25 protein-coding genes and 1 pseudogene are annotated in these 24,047 nt (G+C 60.3%); 16 read left to right on the top strand and 10 right to left on the bottom strand.

From position 1 onward, the window contains the following. Window positions 1-17 precede the first annotated feature (17 nt). The 3 genes from CAF63_RS16080 (at window position 18) to CAF63_RS16090 (ending at window position 1,989) form a co-directional block, all read left to right on the top strand. Window positions 18-287 (top strand): DUF2790 domain-containing protein, encoded by a 270-nt coding sequence (locus CAF63_RS16080; RefSeq protein WP_085686325.1) that lies wholly within the window; start codon window positions 18-20, stop codon window positions 285-287. A 29-nt stretch (window positions 288-316) separates the two neighbouring features. After that, window positions 317-697, top strand: a complete 381-nt coding sequence (locus CAF63_RS16085) for a hypothetical protein (protein ID WP_085686327.1) — start codon at window positions 317-319, stop codon at window positions 695-697. 77 nt (window positions 698-774) lie between these two features. Then, window positions 775-1,989 carry a cytochrome c biogenesis protein DipZ gene (locus CAF63_RS16090; RefSeq protein ID WP_085686329.1) on the top strand — a complete coding sequence of 405 codons (1,215 nt, stop codon included), beginning with the start codon at window positions 775-777 and terminating at the stop codon, window positions 1,987-1,989. Between the two features lie 18 nt (window positions 1,990-2,007). On the opposite strand, the gene CAF63_RS16095 is transcribed toward CAF63_RS16090, so the two are convergent. Continuing rightward, the gene (locus CAF63_RS16095; protein ID WP_085686331.1) at window positions 2,008-2,469 is read right to left on the bottom strand and encodes a GNAT family N-acetyltransferase; all 462 of its coding nucleotides are present in this window, start codon (window positions 2,467-2,469) and stop codon (window positions 2,008-2,010) included. A gap of 228 nt (window positions 2,470-2,697) precedes the next feature. On the opposite strand from CAF63_RS16095, the gene CAF63_RS16100 reads away from it, so the two are divergent. After that, the gene (locus CAF63_RS16100) at window positions 2,698-2,970 is read left to right on the top strand and encodes a DUF4242 domain-containing protein (protein WP_085686333.1); all 273 of its coding nucleotides are present in this window, start codon (window positions 2,698-2,700) and stop codon (window positions 2,968-2,970) included. A 25-nt stretch (window positions 2,971-2,995) separates the two neighbouring features. Further along, window positions 2,996-3,808 carry a class I SAM-dependent methyltransferase gene (locus CAF63_RS16105; protein ID WP_085686335.1) on the top strand — a complete coding sequence of 271 codons (813 nt, stop codon included), beginning with the start codon at window positions 2,996-2,998 and terminating at the stop codon, window positions 3,806-3,808. Window positions 3,809-3,922: 114 nt separating this feature from the next. Here CAF63_RS16105 and pcsA read toward each other — a convergent pair whose 3' ends face one another. Further along, a complete protein-coding gene (gene pcsA / locus CAF63_RS16110) occupies window positions 3,923-4,645 on the bottom strand; it encodes a phosphatidylcholine synthase (RefSeq protein ID WP_039767868.1) in 723 nt (240 codons plus the stop codon). A 260-nt stretch (window positions 4,646-4,905) separates the two neighbouring features. Here pcsA and CAF63_RS16115 point away from each other — a divergent pair, with 260 nt between their 5' ends. The 4 genes from CAF63_RS16115 (at window position 4,906) to ligD (ending at window position 10,704) form a co-directional block, all read left to right on the top strand. Further along, complete coding sequence (locus CAF63_RS16115; RefSeq protein ID WP_085686337.1) at window positions 4,906-5,631, top strand: tellurite resistance TerB family protein; 726 nt, start codon at window positions 4,906-4,908, stop codon at window positions 5,629-5,631. Between the two features lie 167 nt (window positions 5,632-5,798). Further along, window positions 5,799-7,175, top strand: a complete 1,377-nt coding sequence (locus tag CAF63_RS16120; protein WP_085686339.1) for an iron-containing redox enzyme family protein — start codon at window positions 5,799-5,801, stop codon at window positions 7,173-7,175. 11 nt (window positions 7,176-7,186) lie between these two features. Further along, window positions 7,187-8,140, top strand: a complete 954-nt coding sequence (locus CAF63_RS16125) for a methyltransferase (protein WP_085686341.1) — start codon at window positions 7,187-7,189, stop codon at window positions 8,138-8,140. Between the two features lie 17 nt (window positions 8,141-8,157). After that, window positions 8,158-10,704 (top strand): DNA ligase D, encoded by a 2,547-nt coding sequence (gene ligD / locus CAF63_RS16130; protein ID WP_085686343.1) that lies wholly within the window; start codon window positions 8,158-8,160, stop codon window positions 10,702-10,704. Here the strand turns inward: ligD and CAF63_RS16135 are convergent, their stop codons facing one another. Together CAF63_RS16135 and CAF63_RS16140 are read right to left on the bottom strand one after the other, a co-directional pair. Further along, window positions 10,705-11,109 (bottom strand): hypothetical protein, encoded by a 405-nt coding sequence (locus CAF63_RS16135; RefSeq protein ID WP_178081295.1) that lies wholly within the window; start codon window positions 11,107-11,109, stop codon window positions 10,705-10,707. A 114-nt stretch (window positions 11,110-11,223) separates the two neighbouring features. Further along, the gene (locus tag CAF63_RS16140) at window positions 11,224-11,538 is read right to left on the bottom strand and encodes a DUF2388 domain-containing protein (RefSeq protein WP_085686347.1); all 315 of its coding nucleotides are present in this window, start codon (window positions 11,536-11,538) and stop codon (window positions 11,224-11,226) included. A gap of 249 nt (window positions 11,539-11,787) precedes the next feature. Here CAF63_RS16140 and CAF63_RS29285 point away from each other — a divergent pair. Both CAF63_RS29285 and CAF63_RS29290 read left to right on the top strand, forming a co-directional pair. Continuing rightward, window positions 11,788-12,546, top strand: a pseudogene (locus CAF63_RS29285) (MCP four helix bundle domain-containing protein); the annotation flags it as partial. 129 nt (window positions 12,547-12,675) lie between these two features. Further along, a complete protein-coding gene (locus CAF63_RS29290) occupies window positions 12,676-13,401 on the top strand; it encodes a methyl-accepting chemotaxis protein (protein ID WP_371807410.1) in 726 nt (241 codons plus the stop codon). Between the two features lie 55 nt (window positions 13,402-13,456). Here CAF63_RS29290 and CAF63_RS16150 read toward each other — a convergent pair whose 3' ends face one another. The 3 genes from CAF63_RS16150 to CAF63_RS16160 all read right to left on the bottom strand — a co-directional run bounded on the left by CAF63_RS16150 (window position 13,457) and on the right by CAF63_RS16160 (window position 15,788). Beyond that, window positions 13,457-13,954 (bottom strand): hypothetical protein, encoded by a 498-nt coding sequence (locus CAF63_RS16150; protein WP_085686350.1) that lies wholly within the window; start codon window positions 13,952-13,954, stop codon window positions 13,457-13,459. Next, window positions 13,951-15,198 carry an AAA family ATPase gene (locus CAF63_RS16155; RefSeq protein WP_085686352.1) on the bottom strand — a complete coding sequence of 416 codons (1,248 nt, stop codon included), beginning with the start codon at window positions 15,196-15,198 and terminating at the stop codon, window positions 13,951-13,953. The genes CAF63_RS16150 and CAF63_RS16155 overlap by 4 nt, the downstream gene beginning before the upstream one ends. 164 nt (window positions 15,199-15,362) lie before the next feature. Beyond that, window positions 15,363-15,788 carry a nuclear transport factor 2 family protein gene (locus CAF63_RS16160; RefSeq protein ID WP_085686354.1) on the bottom strand — a complete coding sequence of 142 codons (426 nt, stop codon included), beginning with the start codon at window positions 15,786-15,788 and terminating at the stop codon, window positions 15,363-15,365. Between the two features lie 432 nt (window positions 15,789-16,220). Between CAF63_RS16160 and mqo the strand changes: the two genes are divergently transcribed. Further along, a complete protein-coding gene (mqo, locus tag CAF63_RS16165) occupies window positions 16,221-17,870 on the top strand; it encodes a malate dehydrogenase (quinone) (protein ID WP_085686356.1) in 1,650 nt (549 codons plus the stop codon). A gap of 67 nt (window positions 17,871-17,937) precedes the next feature. Here mqo and CAF63_RS16170 read toward each other — a convergent pair whose 3' ends face one another. Continuing rightward, window positions 17,938-18,366 carry a nuclear transport factor 2 family protein gene (locus CAF63_RS16170; RefSeq protein WP_085686358.1) on the bottom strand — a complete coding sequence of 143 codons (429 nt, stop codon included), beginning with the start codon at window positions 18,364-18,366 and terminating at the stop codon, window positions 17,938-17,940. 418 nt (window positions 18,367-18,784) lie between these two features. On the opposite strand from CAF63_RS16170, the gene CAF63_RS16180 reads away from it, so the two are divergent. The 3 genes from CAF63_RS16180 to CAF63_RS16190 all read left to right on the top strand — a co-directional run bounded on the left by CAF63_RS16180 (window position 18,785) and on the right by CAF63_RS16190 (window position 21,205). Continuing rightward, a complete protein-coding gene (locus CAF63_RS16180; protein WP_085686360.1) occupies window positions 18,785-19,231 on the top strand; it encodes an NUDIX hydrolase in 447 nt (148 codons plus the stop codon). A 97-nt stretch (window positions 19,232-19,328) separates the two neighbouring features. After that, window positions 19,329-20,540 carry a helix-turn-helix domain-containing protein gene (locus tag CAF63_RS16185; RefSeq protein ID WP_085686362.1) on the top strand — a complete coding sequence of 404 codons (1,212 nt, stop codon included), beginning with the start codon at window positions 19,329-19,331 and terminating at the stop codon, window positions 20,538-20,540. A 32-nt stretch (window positions 20,541-20,572) separates the two neighbouring features. Beyond that, window positions 20,573-21,205, top strand: coding sequence for a PQQ-binding-like beta-propeller repeat protein (locus CAF63_RS16190; protein ID WP_085686364.1), 633 nt, complete (start codon window positions 20,573-20,575; stop codon window positions 21,203-21,205). Window positions 21,206-21,209: 4 nt separating this feature from the next. On the opposite strand, the gene CAF63_RS16195 is transcribed toward CAF63_RS16190, so the two are convergent. Both CAF63_RS16195 and CAF63_RS16200 read right to left on the bottom strand, forming a co-directional pair. Beyond that, complete coding sequence (locus CAF63_RS16195; protein WP_085686366.1) at window positions 21,210-22,076, bottom strand: CAP domain-containing protein; 867 nt, start codon at window positions 22,074-22,076, stop codon at window positions 21,210-21,212. A gap of 130 nt (window positions 22,077-22,206) precedes the next feature. Beyond that, on the bottom strand, window positions 22,207-22,977 hold the full coding sequence (locus CAF63_RS16200) for an alpha/beta hydrolase (RefSeq protein ID WP_085686368.1): 771 nt from the start codon (window positions 22,975-22,977) through the stop codon (window positions 22,207-22,209). 111 nt (window positions 22,978-23,088) lie between these two features. Here CAF63_RS16200 and CAF63_RS16205 point away from each other — a divergent pair, with 111 nt between their 5' ends. Further along, window positions 23,089-24,033, top strand: coding sequence for an aldo/keto reductase (locus CAF63_RS16205; protein WP_085686371.1), 945 nt, complete (start codon window positions 23,089-23,091; stop codon window positions 24,031-24,033). Window positions 24,034-24,047: the final 14 nt, after the last annotated feature.

Here is a 24,047-nt window from a genome sequence, read left to right on the forward strand (position 1 = left end):
GCCCCGAGGAAAACGCCATGAACACCAAGACCAAATCGATCGCTGCCGCTTGCCTGTTTGCCGCTTTGAACATCTGCACCCTGTCGGCCCGCGCCGAAGCCGATGTCACCCCGCAAACCTACTCCTACGGCAGCCACCTGGACATCGAGAAAGTCGTGTCGCTGAAACAGGACAACTCGATGACCTGCGGCATCGTCGACGCCCGCATGACCTACCTCGACTCGGCCGGCAAGACCCAGGTGCTCGACTACCGCAAATTCGCCGACGGCTGCAACGAAGACAACTGATTACCCACCTCTATAAAAGGAACATCGCCATGAACAATGTATCGCGCTATCTGACAGCTGTTGCCTTCTCCCTTGCCGGCGTCGCGGCCCACGCCAACGCTGCCGTCGAACAGAACAGCTGTGGCAGCAACACCTGCTTCCAGCTGGCCCCGGTGGCCAAGCCGGGCAGCGACGGCCTGATCGCTGCCGACGGCGCCAGCCGCACACCACAAGGCCAAACACTGGCTGCCGACGGCTCCAGCCGCACGCCACAGGGCCAGACGCTGGCCGCCGACGGTTCCAGCCGTACGCCGCAAGGCCAGACGCTGGCCGCCGACGGTTCCAGCCGTACGCCGCAAGGCCAGACGCTGGCCGAGAACGGAGCCAGCCGTACGCCGCAAAGCCAATGGCTGGACAGCCAGACGGCTTGAGGATTGAAGGGGGCTGCCCGTAACGGGCGGCCGCCGAGCCAGTCAACTGACCACCCCTCATTCAAAAGGTGAACCTCATGTTTCTCATCGCTTTCCTGGGCGGTCTGTTGACTGTCCTCAGTCCGTGCATTCTGCCGGTGGTGCCGTTTCTGTTCGCCGGTGCCGACCGCACTCGTTCTTCGATCCTGTTGACCCTCGCCGGTATGGCCCTGACCTTTGCCCTGATCTCCAGTCTGGCGGTGGTCAGCAGTGAATGGGTGATCCAGGCCAGCAACACCGGTCGCCACATCGCGCTGGCGGTGATGGTGCTGTTTGCACTGTCACTGATTTCCGCGCGCATCGGTGACTGGCTGGCGCGGCCCTTCGTGCTGCTGGGCAATCGTCTCGATCCGGACAGCCGGAAAAAGACCGGCCCCATGGCCTCGATCATGATCGGCGTGGCCACCGGTCTGTTGTGGGCGCCGTGCGCCGGCCCGATTCTCGGTGTGATTCTCACCGGTGCCATGTTGCAAGGCGCCAACGCCCAGACCAGCCTGTTGCTGTTGGCCTACGGTGCGGGCAGTGCGCTGTCGCTGGGGACGCTGATCTTCGCCGGTCGCGGCTTGGTCAACCGGTTGAAGCCATCGATTCCGTTCACCGGCTGGTTCCGCCGCGGTGCGGGTGTCGCGGTGCTGGCGACGGCGGCGGTGATCGCCACCGGTGCCGACAATCTGCTGCTGGCCAACACCTCGTCCCAAGGCGTGGCGTCGGTCGAGAAAAGCGTGCTGGAAAACGTGCCGAAGGTGGTGGACTACTTCGTCAGCAAAGTGCGTGCGGACTCGACCGAAGACGAAGCCGGCAAAGGTGCGATGCCGTCGCTGTCCGGCGCGGTGCAGTGGCTGAACTCCCCGGAACTGACGAATGAATCGCTGCGCGGCAAAGTGGTGCTGGTGGATTTCTGGACCTACGACTGCATCAACTGCCAGCACACCCTGCCGTATGTGAAGGAGTGGGAGAAGAAGTACGGCAAGGACGGTCTGGTGGTGATCGGCGTGCACACCCCGGAATACGGTTACGAGCGGATCATCGACAACGTCAAGGATCAGGTGCAGAAGCTCGGCATCACCTACCCGGTGGCCATCGACAACAACTACGCGATCTGGCGCAACTTCGATAACCAGTACTGGCCGGCGCATTACCTGGTCGACGCCAAGGGACAGGTGCGTTACACCCACTTTGGCGAAGGCAGTTACCAGGCGCAGGAGCAGATGATTCAGCAACTGCTCAAAGAGGCCAAGGCGCCGGCTGCGTAAACAGCAAAACTCAATGGCTCAAAGGTCGCGCACCATGAGCCATTGTTCATTGCCCCAGGCGTGAAAACGCTCCAGCACCGACCAGCCGCGTTTGGCGTAATAGTCCTGCTTGCTTTGGGTGTGCAGGTAGAAACGCGGCAGGCCCCGGTGTTTTGCTTCTTCAGCGATGCCTTCGATCAACCTTTCTGCCAGACCCTGGCCGCGTGACTCAGGGCTGACCAGCACACAGGCCAGCCACGGCCCGAGATCCGGTCGCAGGGCAAGGTCCGCCCGGGCCAGTGCCGCGCCGCCCAGCAGTCGATCCCCGTCCAGTGCAATCAGGCAATGCCAGTCGCCATTGGTCTGCCCCTCTGCAAATTCCCGCTGCCATTCGGCCAAGGGTTGCTCGGCATATTCGTAATGAAATTGTTGGTGAATCCACGCTGCATAGGTGTCGCTGTGCTGCATGTGATCGGCGAGCCATTCGAAGCGCAAGGACATGATCGAATTCCGTTCGGGGGAGGGCCTGCATGAGAGCCGATCAGCCGGCGCGTTGGCAATCCCCGACAGTGTTTCGGGGCCTTTACAAAATCCCGCCATTCATCGGCAAACCCCCGATTTTATGGGCGCTCCGGACGATTGGCAGGGACGCCGGACAGCGCCAGCGCGATAGTGGGCGAGCAGGGCCGCCAATGGCTCTGACACCCATAAAAAGAAAGCGAGGTTGCCATGCCGAAGTTCGTGATTGAACGCGAGATTCCAGGAGCCGGAAAGCTATCGGAGCAAGAACTCAAGGCTGTATCGCAAACGTCCTGCAACGTGCTGCGTGAACTCGGGCCGGAGGTACAGTGGCTGCAGAGTTATGTGACGGCCGACAAGATCTACTGTGTGTACATCGCAACCAACGAAGAACTGGTGCGTGAACACGCCAAGCGTGGGGGATTTCCGGCCAACAGCGTGTCCCGGGTGACGAGCATCATCGACCCGACGACCGCCGAATGACTTCTCTGCCGTGGAGCACCCACTCATGAGTACCCCGATTGATCTCACTGCCCTGAAGGAACGCCAGAAAGTCGCCTGGGCCAGCGGCGACTACGCCGTGATCGGCACCACCTTGCAGATCGTCGGCGAAACCCTCGCCGAAGCCTGCGACCTGCGTTGCGATGAGGAAGTGCTGGATGTCGCTGCCGGCAACGGCAATGCCACGCTGGCGGCGGCGCGCCGTGGTTGTCTGGTGACGTCCACCGATTATGTCGCGGCGCTGCTGGAGCGCGGTCAGGACCGGGCGCGGGCCGAGCATCTGGACGTGACCTTTCAGGTTGCCGATGCCGAAGCGCTGCCGTTCGCCGACAACAGTTACGATGCGGTGCTGTCGACCTTCGGCGTGATGTTCGCTCCGGATCAAGCCAAGGCTGCCAAGGAGTTGGCGCGGGTCTGTCGCCGTGGCGGACGGATCGGCCTGGCCAACTGGACACCGGAAGGTTTCGTCGGCCAGATGTTCAAGACCCTCGGCCGTCATTTGCCACCACCACCCGGTGCGCAACCGCCCTCGAACTGGGGCGCGGAAGCCTGGCTCCATTCGCAGTTCGACGACCGCAACTTTGTGGTGCAGGTGACCCGGCGTCACTTCAATTTCCGCTACCGCTCGGCGGCGCATTTCATCGACATTTTTCGCCGCTGGTACGGGCCGGTGCACAAGGCTTTCGCGGCTCTGCCACCGGAGAGCGGACAGGCACTGGAAGGAGATCTGACGCAACTGATCGACGGATTGAACCGGGCAGGGCCGGATTCGATGGTGGTGCCGAGTGAATATCTGGAGGTAGTCATCACCAAACGCTGAAGCCATTGTGGGAGCGAGCTTGCTCGCGAATGCAGACTGACATTCAACATCTCTGTTGGCTGACACGCCGCATTCGCGAGCAAGCTCGCTCCCACAGGGATCGCGACAGGGTTTCTATTTCAGATGCGCACTGTCAAACCACTCCAGCGCCGTGCGCCAAATGCAGATACCCAGAAAGTAAGCCGATGCCAGCAACCACAGACCCATCACCAGCGGGTTGATCACCGGGTGGTTCAGCACCAGTGACAGACTGCACAGCAGCCAGATCGCCGTCACCGCAATGTTGATCGGCATGAACCGGCGTACCCGGAACGGGTGCAGGAATTTCATGCGGGTCACGGTCAGCAGCGCCAGGCCAATCACCGTCAGGAAGGTGAGCCACGGCCCCGGATCGATGATGTACAGACACAGTGCAACCACGTTCCACGCGGCGGGGAATCCGACGAAATAGTTGTCCTTGCTCTTCATATTGACGTTGCAGAAGCAGAACAGCGACGACACCAGAATCAGCGACACGGTCAGCAGCAGGGTGTAGTCGGGCAGGGGGATGTAGCGATAGATGAACAGCGCCGGGATGAACACGTAGGTCAGGTAATCGATCACCAGATCGAGGATCGATCCGTCGAAACTCGGCAGCACCGACTGCACGTTGACCTTGCGCGCCAGCGCCCCGTCGAGGCCGTCGACGATCAGCGCCACGCCCAGCCACATCAGGCAGTGGATTGGCTGGTTTTCCAGCAGGGCAAGGGTGGCCAGAAAAGCGGTGACCACGCCGGTCGCGGTGAAACCATGGGCGCCCCAGGCCTTGAGCCTGGCGATGTGGACGGTCGATATCACGAAGGCGTTCTCCAGAAAGTGCAGCAAGCCGCGTAAACCCTTGGGCAGCAAGGGCGGCGACCAACCGGGTCGGGGTTGCAGCTATCGACCGGTCGGGCCGGGTCAAGGTTCACCCATTCGTGAAGATTAGCTGGCCGGGGAAAAATTTCTCTGGAGAATCACTCGCCCAGGGCCACGTCAGCCCAACGGTGCTGGCGCAACGCATCAGGAGGGCTATCGTTGCCTGACGCAGTCATACCCCTTTGCCTGAGGACGACGTCATGAACACCAGCGATCTGCTCGAACAACTGCTGCGAGGCCAGGCCTCGGCGGGACAACAAGGTGGCGCGTCGGCCGGCGGGGGAGCGGGTGGGCTTGGCGGGTTGCTCGGCGGTCTGCTGGGCGGCGGCAGTGGCGGCGGTTCTCCTGCCGGAGGACTGGGTGGCCTGGGCGGGCTGCTCGGCGGATTGCTCGGCGGTGGCGGGGCGCTGGGCGGCGGGACGCAGCGTCGTTCCGGCGGCACCAATTACGCAGCACTGGCCTCGTTGGGCATGATGGCCTTCCAGGCGTATCAGGCCTGGCAACGCAGTCAGGCTTCTGCTGCGCCGCAGCAAACCCCGCAAACCGCGGATCTGCTGTCGGGCCCGCAAGTCGAAGAACACAGCCACGCCGTTCTGCGTGCATTGATCGCGGCGGCCAAGGCTGACGGGCGGATCGACGAGTCGGAAAAACACCTCATCAGCAATGAAATCGGCAAGCACACCGATGACCCGAACCTGCAGCAATGGCTCGACGACGAGGTCGCCAAACCGCTGGATCCCACCGAAGTGGCGCAGGCGGCGCAGAACGATCCAGCCATGGCCGCTGAGATGTACCTGGCCAGCGTGATGCTGGTGGACGATCAGCAGGACGCCGAGCGCAATTATCTGGATGAACTGGCAGCGGCGTTGCAGATTGACCCCGAGTTGCAGGTTCACCTCGAACAGCAAGCCAAAGGCACGGCCTGACCCTCTCACCTCACAGCCTTCGACCGTTCCGTTCAAGCAAGGAGCGAGCCGAAGGCTCCGTCCGTCAGGGCAATTTTCAAGCCGATTGAATTTTTGACGCGCCAAGCCTCTCTGCTTCATTAGAGGCGAGTGACTGAGCGTCCTGCCAATCGATCGAGAATATTGCCATGACTGTCCTGACTCACCTGCAAGCTGCCCCCGCCCCATCGCGTCCGCTCGATTCTCCGGGTGGGTTGCGGCGTATCCATGAAGCACTTTTAGCCGACGAACATCCTCAGCCGCTGACGCGCGCATTTCTGGAAGATCAACTGCTGCAAGCCGCGCAGTTGAAGGATGAGCTGCCATCGGACCCCGCGCAGTGGCATGCCTGGGTGGCCGAGCACTGTGCCGATGTCGCCCGGCAATACGCCGACTACCTGCAACAACGCAAGGCTGGAGGCGCACGGCAGTTCTTCAGTTGCAAGGCTCATGCGCTGTATTTCCTGCAAGCGGTGGCGCCGACCAAACTGGTCGATGGCGCCTGGCTCTACGGCTTGCTCGGACAGTGGCGCGATCCGCGTTTCAGCAGCCTGATCAGCACTTATCTGGAAGAACTGGGCGAGGGCAATCCGGCGCAGAATCACGTGGTGATCTACCGGCAATTGCTCGCCGAACACGGCCTGGAGTCCGGCAGCCCGCTGCCCGACGAACGCTATCTGCAAGGCGCGCTGCAATTGGCCCTCGGTGCCGGCGGCATGGATTTTTTGCCGGAGGTGATCGGTTACAACCTTGGCTACGAGCAACTGCCCCTGCACCTGTTGATCAGCAGTTACGAACTCAGTGAACTGGGGATCGATCCTTACTACTTCACTCTGCACGTGACCATCGATAACGCCAGTACCGGTCATGCGCAAAAAGCCGTTCAGGCCGTTCTTGATCTGCTGCCTCTGGAGGCTGATCGCAGCGATTTCCTGCGCCGGGTATCGCTGGGCTATCGGCTCAATGACCTGGGACAGGGCAGCCGCGCGATCATCGAGGGGTTCGATCTGGAGCGCGAATTGTTGGCGATGCTTGAGCGCAAGTGTCCGTTCGCTCAGCACATGCACTCCGACTATTGCCGCTTCGAAGGCAAGACCGTCAATCAATGGCTGGCCGATCCTCAGCAGTTGCCCGGGTTTCTGCAAGCCTTGCAAGACAAGGGCTGGATCAAGCGCAACGAAGATCCACAGGGCAGCCGCTTTTGGCAATTGATCGATGGCGATGGTGCGGCGATGTTCGGCGTGTTCAGCGCCTATGAAAAACAACTGGTTCACGACTGGATTGCCGGTGACTGGGTTTCTGCAGACAAACCTGTCGCGTTCCGCCGCCGCCCCTCAGTCCCTGCGCCGATCGAGGTGCCCGAACAGGACCCCGATGTGCAGCGCCTCAGTGCGGCGCTGCAAGGGCAGGACGCTCGCACCCAAATCGCAACGTTGATCCCTTGGCTCGCAGCGTCGCGCCATGCACATCCGGCCGGGCTGCTCGCCACTCGCCGATTCATCCAACTCAAATCCGGCCTGCGTTAAGGAAGTCATCAATGAATCAGGAAGAACAACTGTCCGCCAACGATCTGGTGCTGCTGCAACTGGGGCGGCGCTTGCAGGCCGACGGCTATCGTTTCATCACCCCGACGCCGTTGACCCATCAACGGGTCAACCAGCGCGACGAAGGGCAGGCCGCCGATTGCCTGCGGGATGTATTCGGATGGTCGCGCCCGTTCGAACCGGGCCTTCTGTCTGCCGATGAACAGCGGCAATTGCAGGACGCCCAAGTGATCGATCAGTTCGACGGGCGCTTGAAGAGCCGGGTGCGCTGGTCGAGTCTGGACGACCTGCTTTTCGTGCATTCCGGATTCCCCACCGATGCAGCCGACTCGGTGTTCTTCGGCCCGGACACCTATCGCTTTGCTCAACTGATCCACAGCCATTTACAGCAGAACTTTGCGCCCATCCACCGGGCGGTAGACATCGGTTGTGGCGCCGGAGTGGGCGCGATCCTGATTGGCCGTGCCCGGCGAGAAGCGCAAGTGCTGGCGGTGGATATCAACCCCGCCGCGTTGCGCCTGACCACGATCAATGCAGCGTTGGCTGAAGTGGCCAACGTCGAAGTGCGCGCCAGTGATGTGCTGCAAGGCGTCGACGGCGAATTCGACCTGATCGTCGCCAACCCGCCCTACATGGCCGATCCGGCCGGGCGAGCTTACCGCCACGGTGGCGGGACGCTGGGGGCGGGTCTGTCGCTGCGGATCGTCGAACAGGCGCTCAATCACCTGACACCCGGCGGCTCGCTGCTGCTGTACACCGGCGTAGCGATGGTCGATGGCCGCGATCCCTTCCTCGATACGGTATTGCCACGGCTGGATGAAAAACGCTTCGGCTGGACCTACCGCGAACTCGATCCCGATGTGTTTGGGGAAGAGTTGCTCAATCCAGGCTATCAGCGCGTCGACCGGATTGCCGTGGTCGCGCTGACGGTGACTCGAACAGGCTGAAACAAGGCAGGTGCAGGATGAGTAGGAATCTCGACGACTACAACCGGATGCGCGACTTTTCGGCGACCTCTGAACCGGCGGCTGAACGCCGGCGGGGCAAGAAATCCGCCGGCGACCATGCCCTGCAATTCTGCATTCAAAAGCACGATGCCTCGCACCTGCATTACGACTTTCGCCTGGAGCTCGACGGCGCGCTCAAGAGCTGGGCGGTGCCCAAGGGGCCGTCGCTGGATCCCAAGGTCAAGCGGCTGGCGGTGCATGTCGAAGACCATCCGCTGGATTACGCGACATTTGAGGGCAGCATTCCCGAAGGGCATTACGGCGCCGGCGATGTGATCGTCTGGGATCGCGGTGTGTGGATTCCGCTGGAAGACCCGGAGAAAGCCTACGCCAAAGGCAAACTCAAATTTGAGCTGCAAGGCGAGAAGCTCGCCGGGGTGTGGAATCTGGTGCGCACCCACATGCCGGGCAAGAAAGAGCAGTGGTTTCTGATCAAGCATCAGGACAGCGCCGCACGCCCGCAAAGCGATTACGACGTGCTGGTCGCCGAGCCCGACAGCGTGCTCAGCGAGCGCACTATCGTCGACAAGCCCAGCCTCAGTGCGAAGCAGGTCAAACCGCTGAAAGGCCCGGCGAAATCACCGCGCAAGCCCGCTTCCGGCAAACTCACTGGCGCCCACAAGGCGAGTATCCCGGCGCAGTTGAAACCTCAACTGGCGACTTTGGTGGAGAGTGCACCGGAAGGGGATTGGCAATACGAAATCAAGTTCGACGGCTATCGGATCATGGCGCGCATTGATCAGGACGAGGTGCAGTTATTCACCCGCAATGGCCATGACTGGACGCAAAAAATGCCGAAACAGGCGCAAGCCCTGGCGGCGCTGGGCCTGGAGTCGGCGTGGCTGGATGGTGAGATGGTGGTCGCCGATGCGGACGGCGTGCCTGATTTTCAGGCCCTGCAAAACGCGTTCGATTCGGGACGCAGCGAAAAAATCGTCTATTACCTGTTCGATCTGCCGTATCTGAACGGCGTCGACCTGCGCGAGGTGCCTATGGAGGAACGTCGTGCTGCGCTGGCCACGGTGCTGAAAACGCATCAAGACCCGCTGCTGCGTTTTTCCGAAGCGTTCGACGAAACCCCGCAGGCGTTGCTCAACAGCGCCTGTCAGATGCGCATGGAAGGCCTGATCGGTAAACGGCTCGGCTCGCCTTATGTGTCGCGCCGCAGCAGCGACTGGATCAAGCTCAAGTGCAAGCATCGCCAGGAATTCGTGATCGTTGGTTACACCGATCCGAAAGGCGCACGCAGTTCGTTCGGCGCGTTGCTGTTGGGGCTGCATGATCGTGACAGCGGCGAGTTGCGGTATGCCGGCAAGGTCGGCACCGGATTCAATGAAACCACCCTCAAGAGCATCCTCGCGCGGCTGAAACCGTTACAAGTGAAAAAACCGGCAGTGGCCAACCCGCCTACAGGGTTCGAGGTCAAGGGTGTGCACTGGCTCAAACCGAGTCTGCTGGCGGAAGTGGCGTTCGCCGAAATGACCCAGGACGGCTCGGTGCGTCACGCCGTGTTCCATGGCTTGCGCGAGGACAAACCGGCCAAGGACATCACCGAGGAGCGCGCCAAACCGATGAAGACTTCAAAGACTGAATCTACTGCACCGTCCCAATCCGGCCTGGCCGACGGCAAGGTGCGGATCACTCATCCCGACCGGGTGATCGACGCCAGCAGTGGCACCACCAAAATGCAGCTGGCCGAGTACTACGCCAGCGTCGCCGAATGGATTCTGCCGCAGCTCAAGGATCGCCCGGTGGCGCTGGTGCGCGCGCCGGACGGTATCGCCGGTGATCTGTTCTTCCAGAAGAACGCCGAGAATCTGGCGATCCCCGGCATCCGCACGCTCGACAAGGAGCTGACCGGCCAGCCGGTGATGCTGATCAACAACGCCGAAGCCTTGATCGGCGCGGTGCAGATGAGCACGGTCGAACTGCATACCTGGAATGCTACGACCACCGATCTGGAGAAGCCCGACCGCTTTGTCCTCGACCTCGATCCGGATCCGGCGCTGCCCTGGAAAAGCATGGTCGAAGCCACGGCGCTGACGCTGACCGTGCTGGATGAGCTGGGCCTCAAGGCGTTCCTCAAAACCAGCGGCGGCAAGGGTATCCATCTGGTGGTGCCGCTGACCCGCAAGCATGGCTGGGACGAGGTCAAGGATTTCAGCCACGCCATCGTCACTCACATGGCGAAGCTGTTGCCGGAGCGTTTTTCTGCGGTGTCCGGGCCGAAAAATCGGGTGGGGCGGATCTTCATCGATTACCTGCGCAACGGCCTGGGTGCCACCACCATTTGCGCCTACGCAGCGCGTACTCGCGAAGGGTTACCGGTGTCGGTGCCGCTGTTTCGAGAAGAGGTCGGGGAGATCAAGGGCGCCGATCAATGGAACGTGCGCAACGTTCACGAACGGCTGGCGGAAGTGGGCGATGAGCCTTGGGCGGACATGAAGAAAACCCGGCAGAGCATCACGGCCGAGATGCGCAAGCGGGTGGGCATGAAGAAATGATCAGGTGCCGCGCAGCAAGTCGTGGGCGTTGAGCAGATCGAAGGCCACTTGCGGATTGTTTTCCAGGCCACGGCGGATAGCGGCGGGGATGGTTTTGCGGGTTTTGCGGCAAAGTCCCGGCAGATCCTGGACCTCGATCTCGATGCCGCCTCGCACGGTCCGCACCTCACCGAACTTCGGTACGATCACTACACGAATGCCTAACTGATCGAACATCTTGCCTTGCAGGCGCTCGAGGTCGGCGAGGTCTTTCAGGTTTTCCAGACGCTCAAGCAGACGCTTTTCTTCCTCGCGGGTGAGCAACAGGATGCGCACGTCCGCGCCGGGCGTATCCAGCAGCGGATCACGCCCGCAGATGCAAAGACCCGGCGGGCAAGGGGAGCGGAGCGAGGCGGAAATCGTCATGGCCTCCATCATAGAGGCCGATCGACGGTTTTGCCCATGGTTACCCGGCTGCCATCCATCGGCACGGCGCAAGGGTGGCGAGTCCGTCAGCCACCGTCGCCCGGCGTGCGGGTGTTACTGCGACAAACCTTCGTAATGCACGAGGATCGCGTTGGCCAGGTCCTCGTCACTGGCGTTCAGGCCAGGATTGCTCTGACGAACCTGTTGCAACACCGATTCCAGGTACACACCACGAATGGCACCGCCACTGGCGACGAATGCAGACAAGTCGTCACGAGCCGGAATCACCATTTTGTGATCCTTGAAGGTCGAGTACAGCGAGGCGGAAACCCCCGCCGAAGTGGCGACATCCCCTGCGTCCACGCGGGCAAGGGCCGAGCCGAACGGCAGGCACAGCATGAGAGACGAAACGAGTAATAAACGGCGCATGACGGTGTTCCTCCAGCAGCGTAAAGCGAAAAGGAAGTACCACATAATGTGAGAGGTGCGCGGTGGCGCCGGAGTTCAATGCATTGGGGTGAGTGGTAACCGACAACAAAGCGAGAACTGCCGCACAGCGCGCTTTTTTACTGCATGTGACGACACACGTTGAGACGCTCTCGCGCGGCGGGTTCATGGAAATAGGCTTAACTGAACTGTTGAAAGGCGCCATAGGGCGCGACCAGGGAGGAAGCCACGGTGTCGATCAAACTGCGTTTGGTGTTGCTGATTGCGACCAGCCTGCTGACGGCGTTGATCGTGAGCCTGGTCAGTTACGTCGGTAATCAGCGGATGGCGTCGGCGGTCAGTGACAACGCGGTCAGCATGAGCGCGCTGCGCAACCACATGGAGGCCGACATGATGCACGACGCCCTGCGTGCCGACGTGTACTCGGCGATGCTGGTGGGCCTGGGCAAAAGCACGAGTACGGCGGACGATGTGCGCAGTTCGGTTGAAGAGCATGCGGCGCATTTTCGCGAGGTGCTGGGTGAAAACCTCAAGCTACCGGTGAATCCGACGATCCGGTCCGCGCTGGAACAGATCAAACCCAGCCTCGACACCTACATCAGCGCCGGCGAACAAATCGTCGGTCTCGCACTGGAAAACCCGGACAGCGCCCAGCAACATCTGGGGACCTTCAGTGCAGCGTTCAGCCAGCTCGAAGAACAGATGGCCGCTCTCAGCGAGCTGATCGAAACCAATACCCGGCACACCAGTGAAGGCACCGAGGCGGCGATCCACAATGCCAATATCGCCCTCGGCATTGTCCTGGTCGCCAGTCTGTTGCTGCTGTTAGCCCAGGGCCGCTGGGTGATCCTGAGCATCATGGGGCCGCTGAAATCCGCCAGCCGCATCGCCGAAAGCATCGCCCACGGCAACCTCAGCGAACCGATCGCCGAACCGCCCGGCAAGGACGAAGCCAGTGCGCTGATCCGCACGCTCGCCACGATGCAGCGCGACCTGCGGGACATGATCGACGTGGTGCGACGCAACGCCCACGGTGTCAGCGGTATGAGCGAGCAACTGAGCCATGGTTGCCATCAGGTCGCCGACAGCAGCCAGCAACAAAGCACCGCTGCCGGCACCATGGCCGCCGCTGCGAGCCAGATGACCGCCAGCATCGAGGAAATCACCCGTCACGCAGAGCGCGCACTAGACATGGCCAGCCAGGCCGAATCACTGGCGAAAAACGGCGGGCAGGTGATTCATCAGGTGGTCAGCGACATGGACGACATTGCCCGTTCGGCGCAGCAGTCGGCACAGGTGATCCGCACGCTGGATCAGGAGTCGGAAGGCATCTTCAACATCATTCAGGTGATCAAGAGCATCGCCGACCAGACCAACCTGCTGGCGCTCAATGCCGCCATCGAGGCCGCCCGGGCGGGCGAGCAGGGCAGGGGGTTTGCGGTGGTGGCCGATGAGGTCCGCAGCCTCGCCGCACGCACCAGCGCATCGACCCAGGAAATTGCCGCAATGGTCGCGCGCATCCAGAACAGCACCCGAGAGGCCGTCAGCAGCATGGAGGCGGGTGTCGCCCAGGTCGACAAGGGGATGGCGGTCACTGCGGACGTCGAACGCGCCATCCGCGAAATCCTCGACGCGACCTTGAACACCACGCAACTGGTCAACGACATCACCCGCACGATCGGCGAGCAAAGTCAGGCGAGTAACGAGATTGCGCATCAGGTGGAGATGATCGCCGGGATGTCGGAGGGCAACAGCCGGGTGATCGGCGAGACAGCGACTACGACGGATGAGTTATCGAGTCTGGCGGGGCGGCTGGCGCAGTCGGTGGATCGGTTTCGGTTGTGAAGATTATTCGTAGGCAAACCGCCTGATTTTTCACCGCCGACGCCACATTATCGATTCAATCGATTTGGACCGTTGTCTGTATATCCAGCCGGAAGTTGTAGTGCTTTGAAAAGCGCCTTTTCAACACATTATTAATTTCAACGAAAGGTGCTTTTTTTCTGTTACATACATAAGCTTTTTTGGGGCTGTGGCTGATCAGAAATTCTTCACCGTGCGTAGCAAGCAAAAACTCGATGGTCGACTCTAGTTGATCGAGTGCGTGGCTTTGCCAGTTACTTCGCCCCCAATCCTTTAGCTCAATAAGGTACAGCGCGGCATCGGTGGTGAGCATGCAGTCGCAGCGTCCTCGACCAGCCTCCTCGTGGTCTTTGATTACGCACTTGTCGATTGCAGTAAAAGTGACACGCTTTCGGCTCGGATTCTTTACCGTGGCAATCCACTGTTCTCGATCATTGAGAGCAACGTAAGCGACCTCTGAAGGTTGATCGTCGCAAAGGCCAAACTCTAGATCGTCGAAGGGGCCTGTCTGGCACTCGGTATCGAGAAAATTCACGCCTCCAGTTCCTCCTCGATATCCAGGAGACGATCAAACATGTCATTGCCTTCGCGTAGCGACTCGTTGAGATAGTTGCTATCAGAGGGGATACCCTCAGCCATTGGCAGTATTGCAATGCTCCCAGTCTTCTCGTCAGCTTGGTAGATTGCCAGTTCACCAGCGTCCAGCAGGCTTTGCAAGGGGATTACCCTGGCGAGCTTGGGCATCAGGGCGGAGTCGCGTTTTTTCTTCAGGATGTTGTCGTGGAGCTGTTTGCCTTGTACTGCAATCGTCAAGTAATTCACCACATATGGGCTATGTGTCGTCAATACCAGGCGGTTTTCGTTTCCTTGATTATTGAACTGCAGAAGGCTCTGTAAAACACCCCATTGCGATTGAGGAAAAAGGTTTTGCTCTGGTTCTTCGACAATATTGATAAAAGCCGTTTTGTTGAACCGTGTCGACAAGGTCGAAATAAATGCACGCCGTTGCTCTATGGTCAGAGACTCAGAGAAGTACTTTTCTGCTTCTTTCCTGAATCGCTCCAGCTCTTTGGTGCTCATCGACTCTTGGCGGTTCTCTATGGGCTCTTTCACCCTGTTGACCAGGTATTGGCTCACAAGGTGGAGGGGAACAGCAGACTGGAAACCACTTGAGGCGTCAGCCAACTCCAGCTGATATCCGGGCTCTCGAATGCTCAGTGTGTTCGTTAGCGGGTCGTATTCGAGATCAGCATTATTGATAGGGAGTGCAAGAGATCCCTTCATGTTTTCTTTGGCGTAGTTGAATTCGGTAAGAAATTCCTTGAGCGACTCAGAAGAAAGTCGCAGCTCCTCCGTATGCCTGACGTAGGAAATAAAATTACGCTCGGCAGGCACGTACATGATCTGAGGCAAGTGATATTCCTTTGCCTTGGATGGAGTGATGTGCATACGGCCATGAACATATTTGATCGTGAAGGCATCGCCTTCATAGTCTATTTCTGTTTTGTTTTTCTGATCGGACGAAACGTAGTTTTCGAGTCGATGATAGGTTAGAAACGGCTTGGTGAGCCGATCCTTTTCCTCAAACCATTTCTTGTCGTAATCCCCTCGAACCAGCGCTTTTTCAATCCACGAGAAAGTCGAAAAAAGCTTGGCCAATGTGCTTTTGCCGGAGCCCTGATTGCCCACGAACACGGTCACGCGCTTGAACTCTATCCAGCCATCGTTTTTCACACCATCACGGATAGGACCAAAGTGCTTGACGCGTAGGCGAGGCATTGATTACTCCAAAGAATTGAGCACGTACGGTAATGCGGTGAAGCATATCAGGGAGAGGGGGAAAGGGGAGGCGCAAATGAAACCGGATGTGGAGCAATAGAAATCTGACTTCGCATCCATTGAAAAGCTCTGCCTGCTTCTAACGGCAGAGCTGTGCCAATCAATCAGAACTTGTACGCCTGACGCCCCACCAGCAACCACTTGCCAGACTGTTTCTGCCAGATCTGGAAGTTCTCGATTTCCGTAGGCACAACTTCGGTGCCTTTCAGTGCCTGTGCGGAAAAATGATGGCGTACCAGCGCAGTGTCTCCGGACAGGGTGATGGTCTGGTTTTGCATCTCCAGCGTCTTGAATGCGCTCTTGCCGGTTTCGATATCGGCAATGAAGGCTTTCTTGTCCTGAATCTTGCCGTTGGAGTGGCCGTAGGTGAGGTTGTCGGCGGTCAGTGCGTTCAGTTCGGCAATGTTCTTGTGCAGCATCGCCTGAGTCAGGTGGTTCACGGCCTGAGCGACGTCCTGTTCGGCGGGGGCGGCGGCGACGTAGCCGCTGAAGACGCAGAAGAGACCGAGCAGCACTTTGCTTTTGTTCATGAGGATTCCTTGTTGTTGTAGGTTTCGGAACGACTGGATTGTTTGTCAGTCGTCGTACAACTTATCAGGAACAGGACAGCGTTTGAAAGCGCTTGAGGAACCAATCGAAAACTATCCGGTCGCGAACAGACGCGCGGGTTTGCCATGACGTGATATTCTTCGCGCCACTTGTTTTGACCCAATTCAGTCTGGTGCGCTTTTCGGCGGCCCAGGCAGAACCCCTGTCGCTCAAGTAGCTGAAGCCAATAATGATAAGAAGTCAGTTCAGAAGGGACATATAACTGAGGTCGACGCAGCCTGTCGGCCTTGTGTGCCCACCCGTCAAAATTGAAGTGTGCCGGAACCCGCGACGCTGGCCTGAGTGTCGCGAAAGAGGGGACCTCATACGTACAACAGCGGCGGGCGGAAGGCGTTTTATCATAGGTGCAACAGATGTTTAAAAAAGTGAACACAGCCTTGCTGGGGCTGGCTTTGGCGATGGGGATGTCTTCCGCCAATGCCGAGGAAGCAAAGAAAGTCGACGTCCTGCTGATCGGCGGCGGCATCATGAGCACCACCCTGGGTGTGTGGATCAATGAGCTGGAGCCAACCTGGTCGATGGAAATGGTCGAGCGCCTCGACGGCGTCGCCCTGGAAAGCTCCAACGGCTGGAACAACGCCGGTACCGGTCACTCCGCACTCGCCGAGCTGAACTACACCCCGGAAGACGACAAGGGCAATGTCACCATCCCTAAAGCCGTCGAAATCAACGAAGCGTTCCAGGTTTCCCGTCAGTTCTGGGCCTGGCAGGTTCGTCAGGGCGTCCTGAAGGACCCTCGTTCGTTCATCAACACCACTCCGCACATGAGCTTCGTGTGGGGCGATGACAACATCAAATTCCTGAAAAAGCGCTACGAAGCCCTGCAAGCGAGCCCGCTGTTCGCCGGCATGCAGTACTCCGAAGATCCGGCTGTGATCAAGAAGTGGGTTCCGCTGATGATGGAAGGGCGTGACCCGAACCAGAAAATCGCGGCCACCTGGAGCCCGCTGGGCACCGACATGAACTTCGGCGAAATCACCCGCCAGTTCGCCGGTTACCTGCAGACCAAGCCTAACTTCGACCTGAAACTGTCGAGCGAAGTCCAGGACATCACCAAGAACGCCGATGGCACCTGGCGCGTCAGCTACAAAAACCTGAAAGACGGCACCAAGACTGAAACCGACGCCAAGTTCGTGTTCATCGGCGCCGGCGGCGGTGCACTGCACCTGCTGCAGAAGTCGGGCATTCCTGAAGCCAAGGAATACGCTGGCTTCCCGGTAGGCGGCTCGTTCCTGGTGACCGATAACCCGGCCATCGCCGAACAACACCTGGCCAAGGCCTACGGTAAAGCTTCGGTTGGCGCGCCTCCGATGTCCGTTCCGCACCTGGACACCCGTGTCCTGGACGGCAAGCGCGTCATCCTGTTTGGCCCGTTCGCGACTTTCAGCACCAAGTTCCTGAAAGAAGGCTCGTACCTGGACCTGCTGACCAGCACCACCACCCACAACATCTGGCCGATGACCAAGGTCGGCATCAAGGAATACCCGCTGGTCGAGTACCTGGCCGGTCAACTGATGCTGTCGGATGAAGACCGTCTGAATGCGCTGAAGGAATACTTCCCGAACGCCAAAGCCGAAGACTGGCGCCTGTGGCAAGCCGGCCAGCGTGTGCAGATCATCAAGCGTGATGAAGCCGCTGGTGGCGTGCTGAAACTGGGCACCGAAATCGTTGCTTCGCAAGACGGTTCGATTGCCGGTCTGCTGGGGGCATCGCCAGGCGCGTCGACCGCTGCACCGATCATGCTGAGCGTGCTGCAGAAAGTCTTCAAGGACAAGGTCGCTACCCCTGAGTGGCAAGCCAAGCTGCACCAGATCGTTCCAAGCTACGGCACCCAGCTGAACAACGATCCAGCCAAAGTGGCTGAAGAGTGGGCCTACACCGCCAAGATCCTGCAACTGCCAACTCCTCCGGTGATTGGCCAGGCTGCAGCTCCAGCGGCGGACGCCTCGGCTGAAAAAGCCCCGGCTCCAAAAGAAAGCGCTGCACGTGACATGGCTCTGTAATCCAGACGCCTGATACACGAAGCCCACTGAACCGGCGACGGTCAGTGGGCTTTTTTGTGTCCGGGTTTCAGGCTTTGGCGGCAGCCAGATAAGCTCCCAGACGCCGGCCCATTTCCTCGCCAAGCGCCTGCAAACCGCTCAACGGCCGCACCATCACTTCGAACTCGACGATCCTGCCTTGTTCATCGAAGCGGATCATGTCGATGCCCTTGAGCTCTTTCGTTCCGACTTTGGCGCTGAATTCCAGCACCACATTCAGGCCATCGGCCGTCGCCAGTTCACGGTGGTATTTGAAGTCTTCGAACACATTGAACACGGTGTTGAGGATCATCGAAACCACAGGCGCGCCGGGGTAGGGCGTATGCGCCATTGGCGAGCGAAACACCGCTTTGGGATCCAGCAACTCGGGCAGGGCCTTGAGGTTGCCGGTGCGGATCATCTCGTGCCAGCGGTTCAGGGATTCGGCGGCATTGGGGTGCAGGTTCAGGTCAGACATGGTTTCACTCCTGTATTTTTGTTGTTCTTGGCGCGGCGCCCATGACTCTAGATCAAAGCGGCGCAATGGAAACCATCTGTACCGATCTGAATATCGACCCATGCGCCAGCCCGATCCATCTGATCCGCTTTTTCCTGTCGAATCTGCATCTGTAACCATCTCAGCCATGCGCCCAAAATAGCCCTGCCGTTCGGCCATACGCGACGCGCTTCACTCCGAAGCGCCCGGTGCGCCGGACATTCAGTATTCAGGAGGCCTTCATGGCTAAGATGGCGATTTTCCTCGGCGGCTTTCTTGTGTTGACCATCATGATCGGCGTTCTTGCCACGATTTCGCCGGTCTGAGATCAACTGCAGCGCGATCCCTGTGGGGTGTGATCTAATCCCGGGCCTTTTTTCCAGCAAACGGATTTCACCCCATGGCCGAGCAGCGTATCCGCGCACTTGCACTGTGTGTCTTTCATCACCAGCGCAAGATTCTGGTTAACCGGTTCCACGACCCGATCGCAGACAAATCCTTCTACCGGCCTATCGGTGGCGGCATAGAGTTTGGCGAAACCAGCCGCGAGGCGATCGTGCGCGAAGTGCAGGAAGAGCTGGGTCTTTCAGTGAAGGATCTGCGCCTGCTCGGCACGCTTGAAAGCCTGTTCGTCTATAACGGCAAACCGGGGCATGAAATCGTTCAGGTGTACGACGCCCGTTTCGAAGACGGGCAGGTGTACGAGCAATTGCAGATCGTCGGGCACGAAAGTGACGGCGCTCCGTTCACCGCAAGTTGGCAGGACGGCTCAAGCTTCACTGACCACTCACCACTGGTGCCTGTCGGTTTGCAGGCGCTGCTCAAGAGCGCTGCCATCCTCGACTGAGCGGGCGCTGTAACACGACTCACCAGACAAAACCGCATTCGGTATTAGACTCCACCCACGATCTGATACCGGAAAGCCTCTTCATGTCGAACCCTCCATGGACTCGCTGATCAACGCCGCCGGCCGCGCACTGGCGGTGGGTGATGCGCTGTCCGCGCTGAATTTCGTGGCTCTGCGCGAAGACCCGCCAGCGCTGGCCCTGCGCGGAATCGCCATGGCGCAGCTCGGCGATATGGCGCGGGCCAAGGCGTTGTTGCAACGAGCGGTGAAAGCGTTTGGCGTCAACGAGCCATTATCCAGGGCGCGCTGCGTGGTGGCCGAGGCCGAAGTGGCGCTGGCGGCGCGGGATCTTGGCTGGCCGGTCGAGGCGCTGGAAGCGGCGCGACAAGTCTTGCAGGATCATGGCGACGGCGTGAATGCTGCACACGCACGCTGTTTGCAGATTCGTCGGTTGCTGCTGATCGGTCAGTTGGAAGCGGCTGAAAAGCTGCTCGGTGAACTCGATCCTGCACCGTTACCCCCGGCCCTGCACGCCGTCCATGAACTGATGAACGCCGGGATCGCTTTGCGCCGGGTGCAGGCGCACAAGGCGCAAACAGCGCTGGAACGCGCACAACGGGCGGCACACTCGGCTGCTATTCCAGCGTTGTCGGCGGAGATCGAACACGCCCGGCAAATCCTCGAAGCTTCCGCTGCCCGATTGATCGTTGCCGGTCAGGTGCAAGCGGTGACACTTGCGCAAGTTGAAGCGTTGTTTGCCTCACCGACACTGGTGGTGGATGCCTGTCGCTACGGCGTGCGCGGTGCCGGAAGGACCGTGGCGCTGGCCACGCGACCAGTGCTGTTCAACCTCGTTCGGCTACTTGCCGAAGCCTGGCCGGCAGAGGTGTCCAGAGAGGCGCTGATCGCCAAAGCCTTCCGATTGAAACTTGATGATGAATCCCACCGCGCCCGGTTGCGGGTCGAGATCGGCCGGTTGCGTGCGGCGTTGCAGCCGTTGGCCGGGATCGCCGCGACTTCCCGTGGTTATGCACTGATTGCGCAAGACGTGGCATTGCTCACGTTACCGCTCGAAGACAAATACGCCGCGCTGCTGGCACTGCTCGCCGACGGCGAGGCATGGTCGAGTTCGGCACTGGCGCTCGCGTTGGGCAGCAGCCAGCGTCAGGTACAGCGGGCACTTGAAACGCTGGCGGCGCAAGACAAGATCCAGGCGTTCGGTGCTGGTCGTGCACGACGTTGGCTGGCGCCGCCGATGCCGGGTTTCGCGACGATCTTGTTACTCCCGGTGTCGTTGGGCACTGGCTAGGCTGGACTCACCCACTCAACGAGGAAACCAGCATGAAACAGGCAAGCGCAGAAATCCTTCGGGAATACGGCCCGTTCGAAGGTGTCGACGGTGTCCACGGCGTGACCTTCGATGGCCGGCAAGTCTGGTTCGCCAGCGATGGTCAGCTCAACGCGCTCGACCCGGCCAGCGGCGAAACCGTACGCACGATCAAGGTCGGCGCCGATGGCGGGACCGCGTTCGATGGCCAGCACCTTTACCAGATTGCCGACCGCCGAATTCACAAAATCGACCCGGCCACCGGGCGTGTGCTCCATACCATTCCGGCTCCGGGTGACGGTGGTGATTCGGGCATGGCCTGGGCCGAGGGCTCGTTGTGGGTGGGGCAATACCGCGACCGCAAGATCCACCAGATCGATCCGGACACCGGGAAAATCCTTCGTACCCTCGAATCCAATCGTTTTGTCACCGGCGTCACCTGGGTCGACGGCGCGCTCTGGCACGGCACCTGGGAAGGCGATGAAAGCGAGATCCGGCGAGTCGACCCAAGCAACGGTGAGGTTCTGGAAAGCCTGACGTTGCCCAGCGGAATCGGCGTCTCCGGGCTGGAGGCCGATGGCGCTGAGCGCTTCTATTGTGGCGGCGGGAACAGCGGCAGGGTGCGGGCGGTGCGTCGGCCGAAGTGAGTGCTCAAGGCGCCCCGAACAGCATCGTCCAGTAAACCCCTTCATCACTGCGCGCCTCACTGGCAAACCCGGCGCCGACCTGGGTGAACATCGGGTTCATCAGGTTGGCGCAGTGTCCGGGGCTGGCCAGCCAGCCGGCCATGGCCTTGCCCGGTGAGCTTTGCCCGGCGGCGATGTTTTCGCCGAGCTGCCGGCCACGGTAGCCGGCTGCACGGGCGCGATCTGCCGGGCCGTCGCCGTCCGGGTCGCGGTGGGCGAAATAGTTGCCGTAGGCCATGGCCTTGCTGTGCCCCTGGGCGGCTGCGCCGAGTGCCGGGTTCCAGCTCAGGGGGCGGGCAGCGGCGAAGCGCTGACGACCGCACATTCGCGGGCGGGCACGGGCGGCGTTGACTTCGGCCAGCAAGGCCTTGCCGACGCTGCGGTTGTCGCCGACACGACTGTCGAGCACCGGCCGGGCCAGCACCACTTGCCATTCGCTGCGGGCGCGGCTGATGCCGATGTCGGCGTATTGACCGTCGAGCAATGCGCCGCAGTAATCGTCTTGCAGCATTTCGAACGCCTCTTCGGCGTCCTGCGCACCGACGATCCGGATACTGCGCACCGCCACGGCCGCGTAGCCGGAGTCCTTCAATCGTTCACGCAATCCACCGCCGTAGCCATAGCCGATCGGTAATGCCAGATTCGATTTCAATGACAGCGGCGCCAACCGTTGAGCAGGGCGCCGGTCGCATCGTTGCGGATGGGCGCGATAGTCGTTGATTGCGGCCACCAGTTGCCGCTCGGCGCCGGCGTGTGCAGTGGGAGAAAGCAGTGGAGAAAGGATCAACAGGCACAGCGAAACGAAGCGAGACGAACGGACGGCGTGGCGCATGGGACGCAAAGCTCTGAAAAAAGGTAGCGCTGATAGGGAGTTAGTCGCGAAAGCGGCGCGGGTAGGACTGGTCTTTTTGCACTTGGTTCACGAAGCGCTGCGAGGTTTTGGCAGGCCGCCGACGAAGTGCTCAGCGATTCAGCACATTCTCCATCCATTGCAGATATTGCGGCCGTTCGGAAATCGAATTGTGTGCCGAATCCGGCACGACCTTCAGCGTCGCCACGCCTTTGGGAAAGTGCCCCAGCAACTGTTCCGAGCTGTCCCGTGGGATCACCTCATCATCACTTGCAGCCAGTAACAGCGTCGGCACGCGGATGTGCGCCGCGTACAGACCAGACCGGAAACGATCCTTGAGCAACCACTTCACAGGCACCCACGGGTACTGACGGGCGGCGATCTCTTCAAGGCTGTTGTAGGGCGTGACCAGAATCAGCTGTTTCGCCGGTCGCTGACTGGCCAGCCGCACCGCCACGCCGGAGCCGAGACTGCGCCCGATCAAGGCAACCTGCGGATGACTGGCGTACACCTGATCGAACAGCGCCAGCGCGTCCTCGGCAATCGCCTCTTCGGACGGCGAGCCGCCGCTGCCGCCAAAACCCCGGTAATGCAGCAAATACAACGAATAGTCGGGAAACGCCTTGGAAAACTCCGGCAGATTGCGTGACACATCTTCGGCATTTCCGCCGAAATAGATCAGCGCCCTTGGCCCGGTGCGCTCGCGCACCGTCACGCGGATTTCGGCGTCGGGCATGGCCAGCGTCAATCGTGTGTCCGGTGAATCCAGGCTGGCGGGCTGGGGAAACCAGATCAGCGCCCGCTGAAATACGAACAGCGCCGTGCACAGGATCAGGTAGACAGCGACGATCAATGCGACGAGTGACAACAGGGTTCTGGACATTCGACTAACTTTAACGAGGCGCGCAGGTTGGCTGTCGCAGTGTAGTCCATCGGTTTTGCGGGCTGCGTCAAAACACAAGGTGCAACAGATCTACAGGGCAAGGGCGCCAGCATGAACCACACTGAGGGATATTCCCGCCGCCGGTTGCTGACAATGGCGGCCGGGGTTTCAGCGGTTTTCACCTTTGACCGGGCGCTGGCCGCCATTACGTCGCCGAACGCCACAGGAGCCCAGACCATGCAGACACGTCCCATCCCTTCGAGCTCCGAGCCACTGCCGCTGGTGGGGTTGGGCACGTATCGCGGTTTCGACGTCGCTCCCGGCGATCCGGTCTACAAACAATTGCCAGGGGTGCTCGGCGAACTGTTCAAAAAGGGCGGCACGGTGATCGACAGCTCGCCCATGTACGGCCGCGCCGAGGAAACCACCGGTGAATTGCTCTCGATCCACGAACCGCGCTCACCGGCGTTTCTGGCGACCAAGGTCTGGACCCGTGGTCGCGAAGAGGGCATTGCGCAGATGGAGCAGTCGTTCAGTCTGCTGCGCACCGAGCGCATCGACCTGATGCAGATCCACAACCTGCTGGACTGGCAAACCCACCTGCCGACCCTGCGCGAATGGAAGGAGCAGGGCCGTATCCGCTACATCGGCATCACCCATTACACGCCGTCGGCCTATGACGAAGTCGAGGCCGTGCTGAAAACCGAGCCGGTGGACTTTCTGCAAATCAACTACGCCCTGGACGATCGCGGTGTCGAGAAACGCATCCTGCCGTTATGCCGCGAGCGCGGGGTGGCGGTGATCTGCAACCGGCCGTTCGGCGGCGGCGACCTGCTTGCACGGCTCAAAGGCAAGCCGCTGCCAGGTTGGGCGGCGCAAGTCGGGGCCAAAAGCTGGCCGCAACTGGCGCTGAAATTCCTGCTGGCGCACCCGGCGGTGACCTGCGTGATTCCTGGCACGAGCAATCCTGTGTACATGGCCGACAACGCCGGCGCCGGGTTCGGCCTGATGTTGACCGACGCACAGCGTCAGCAGTTGATTGCGTTGGTGAGTTAGCTATCTCCCGGTGT

Source organism: Pseudomonas sp. B20(2017), from assembly GCF_002113125.1.
Taxonomy (GTDB): Bacteria; Pseudomonadota; Gammaproteobacteria; order Pseudomonadales; family Pseudomonadaceae; genus Aquipseudomonas.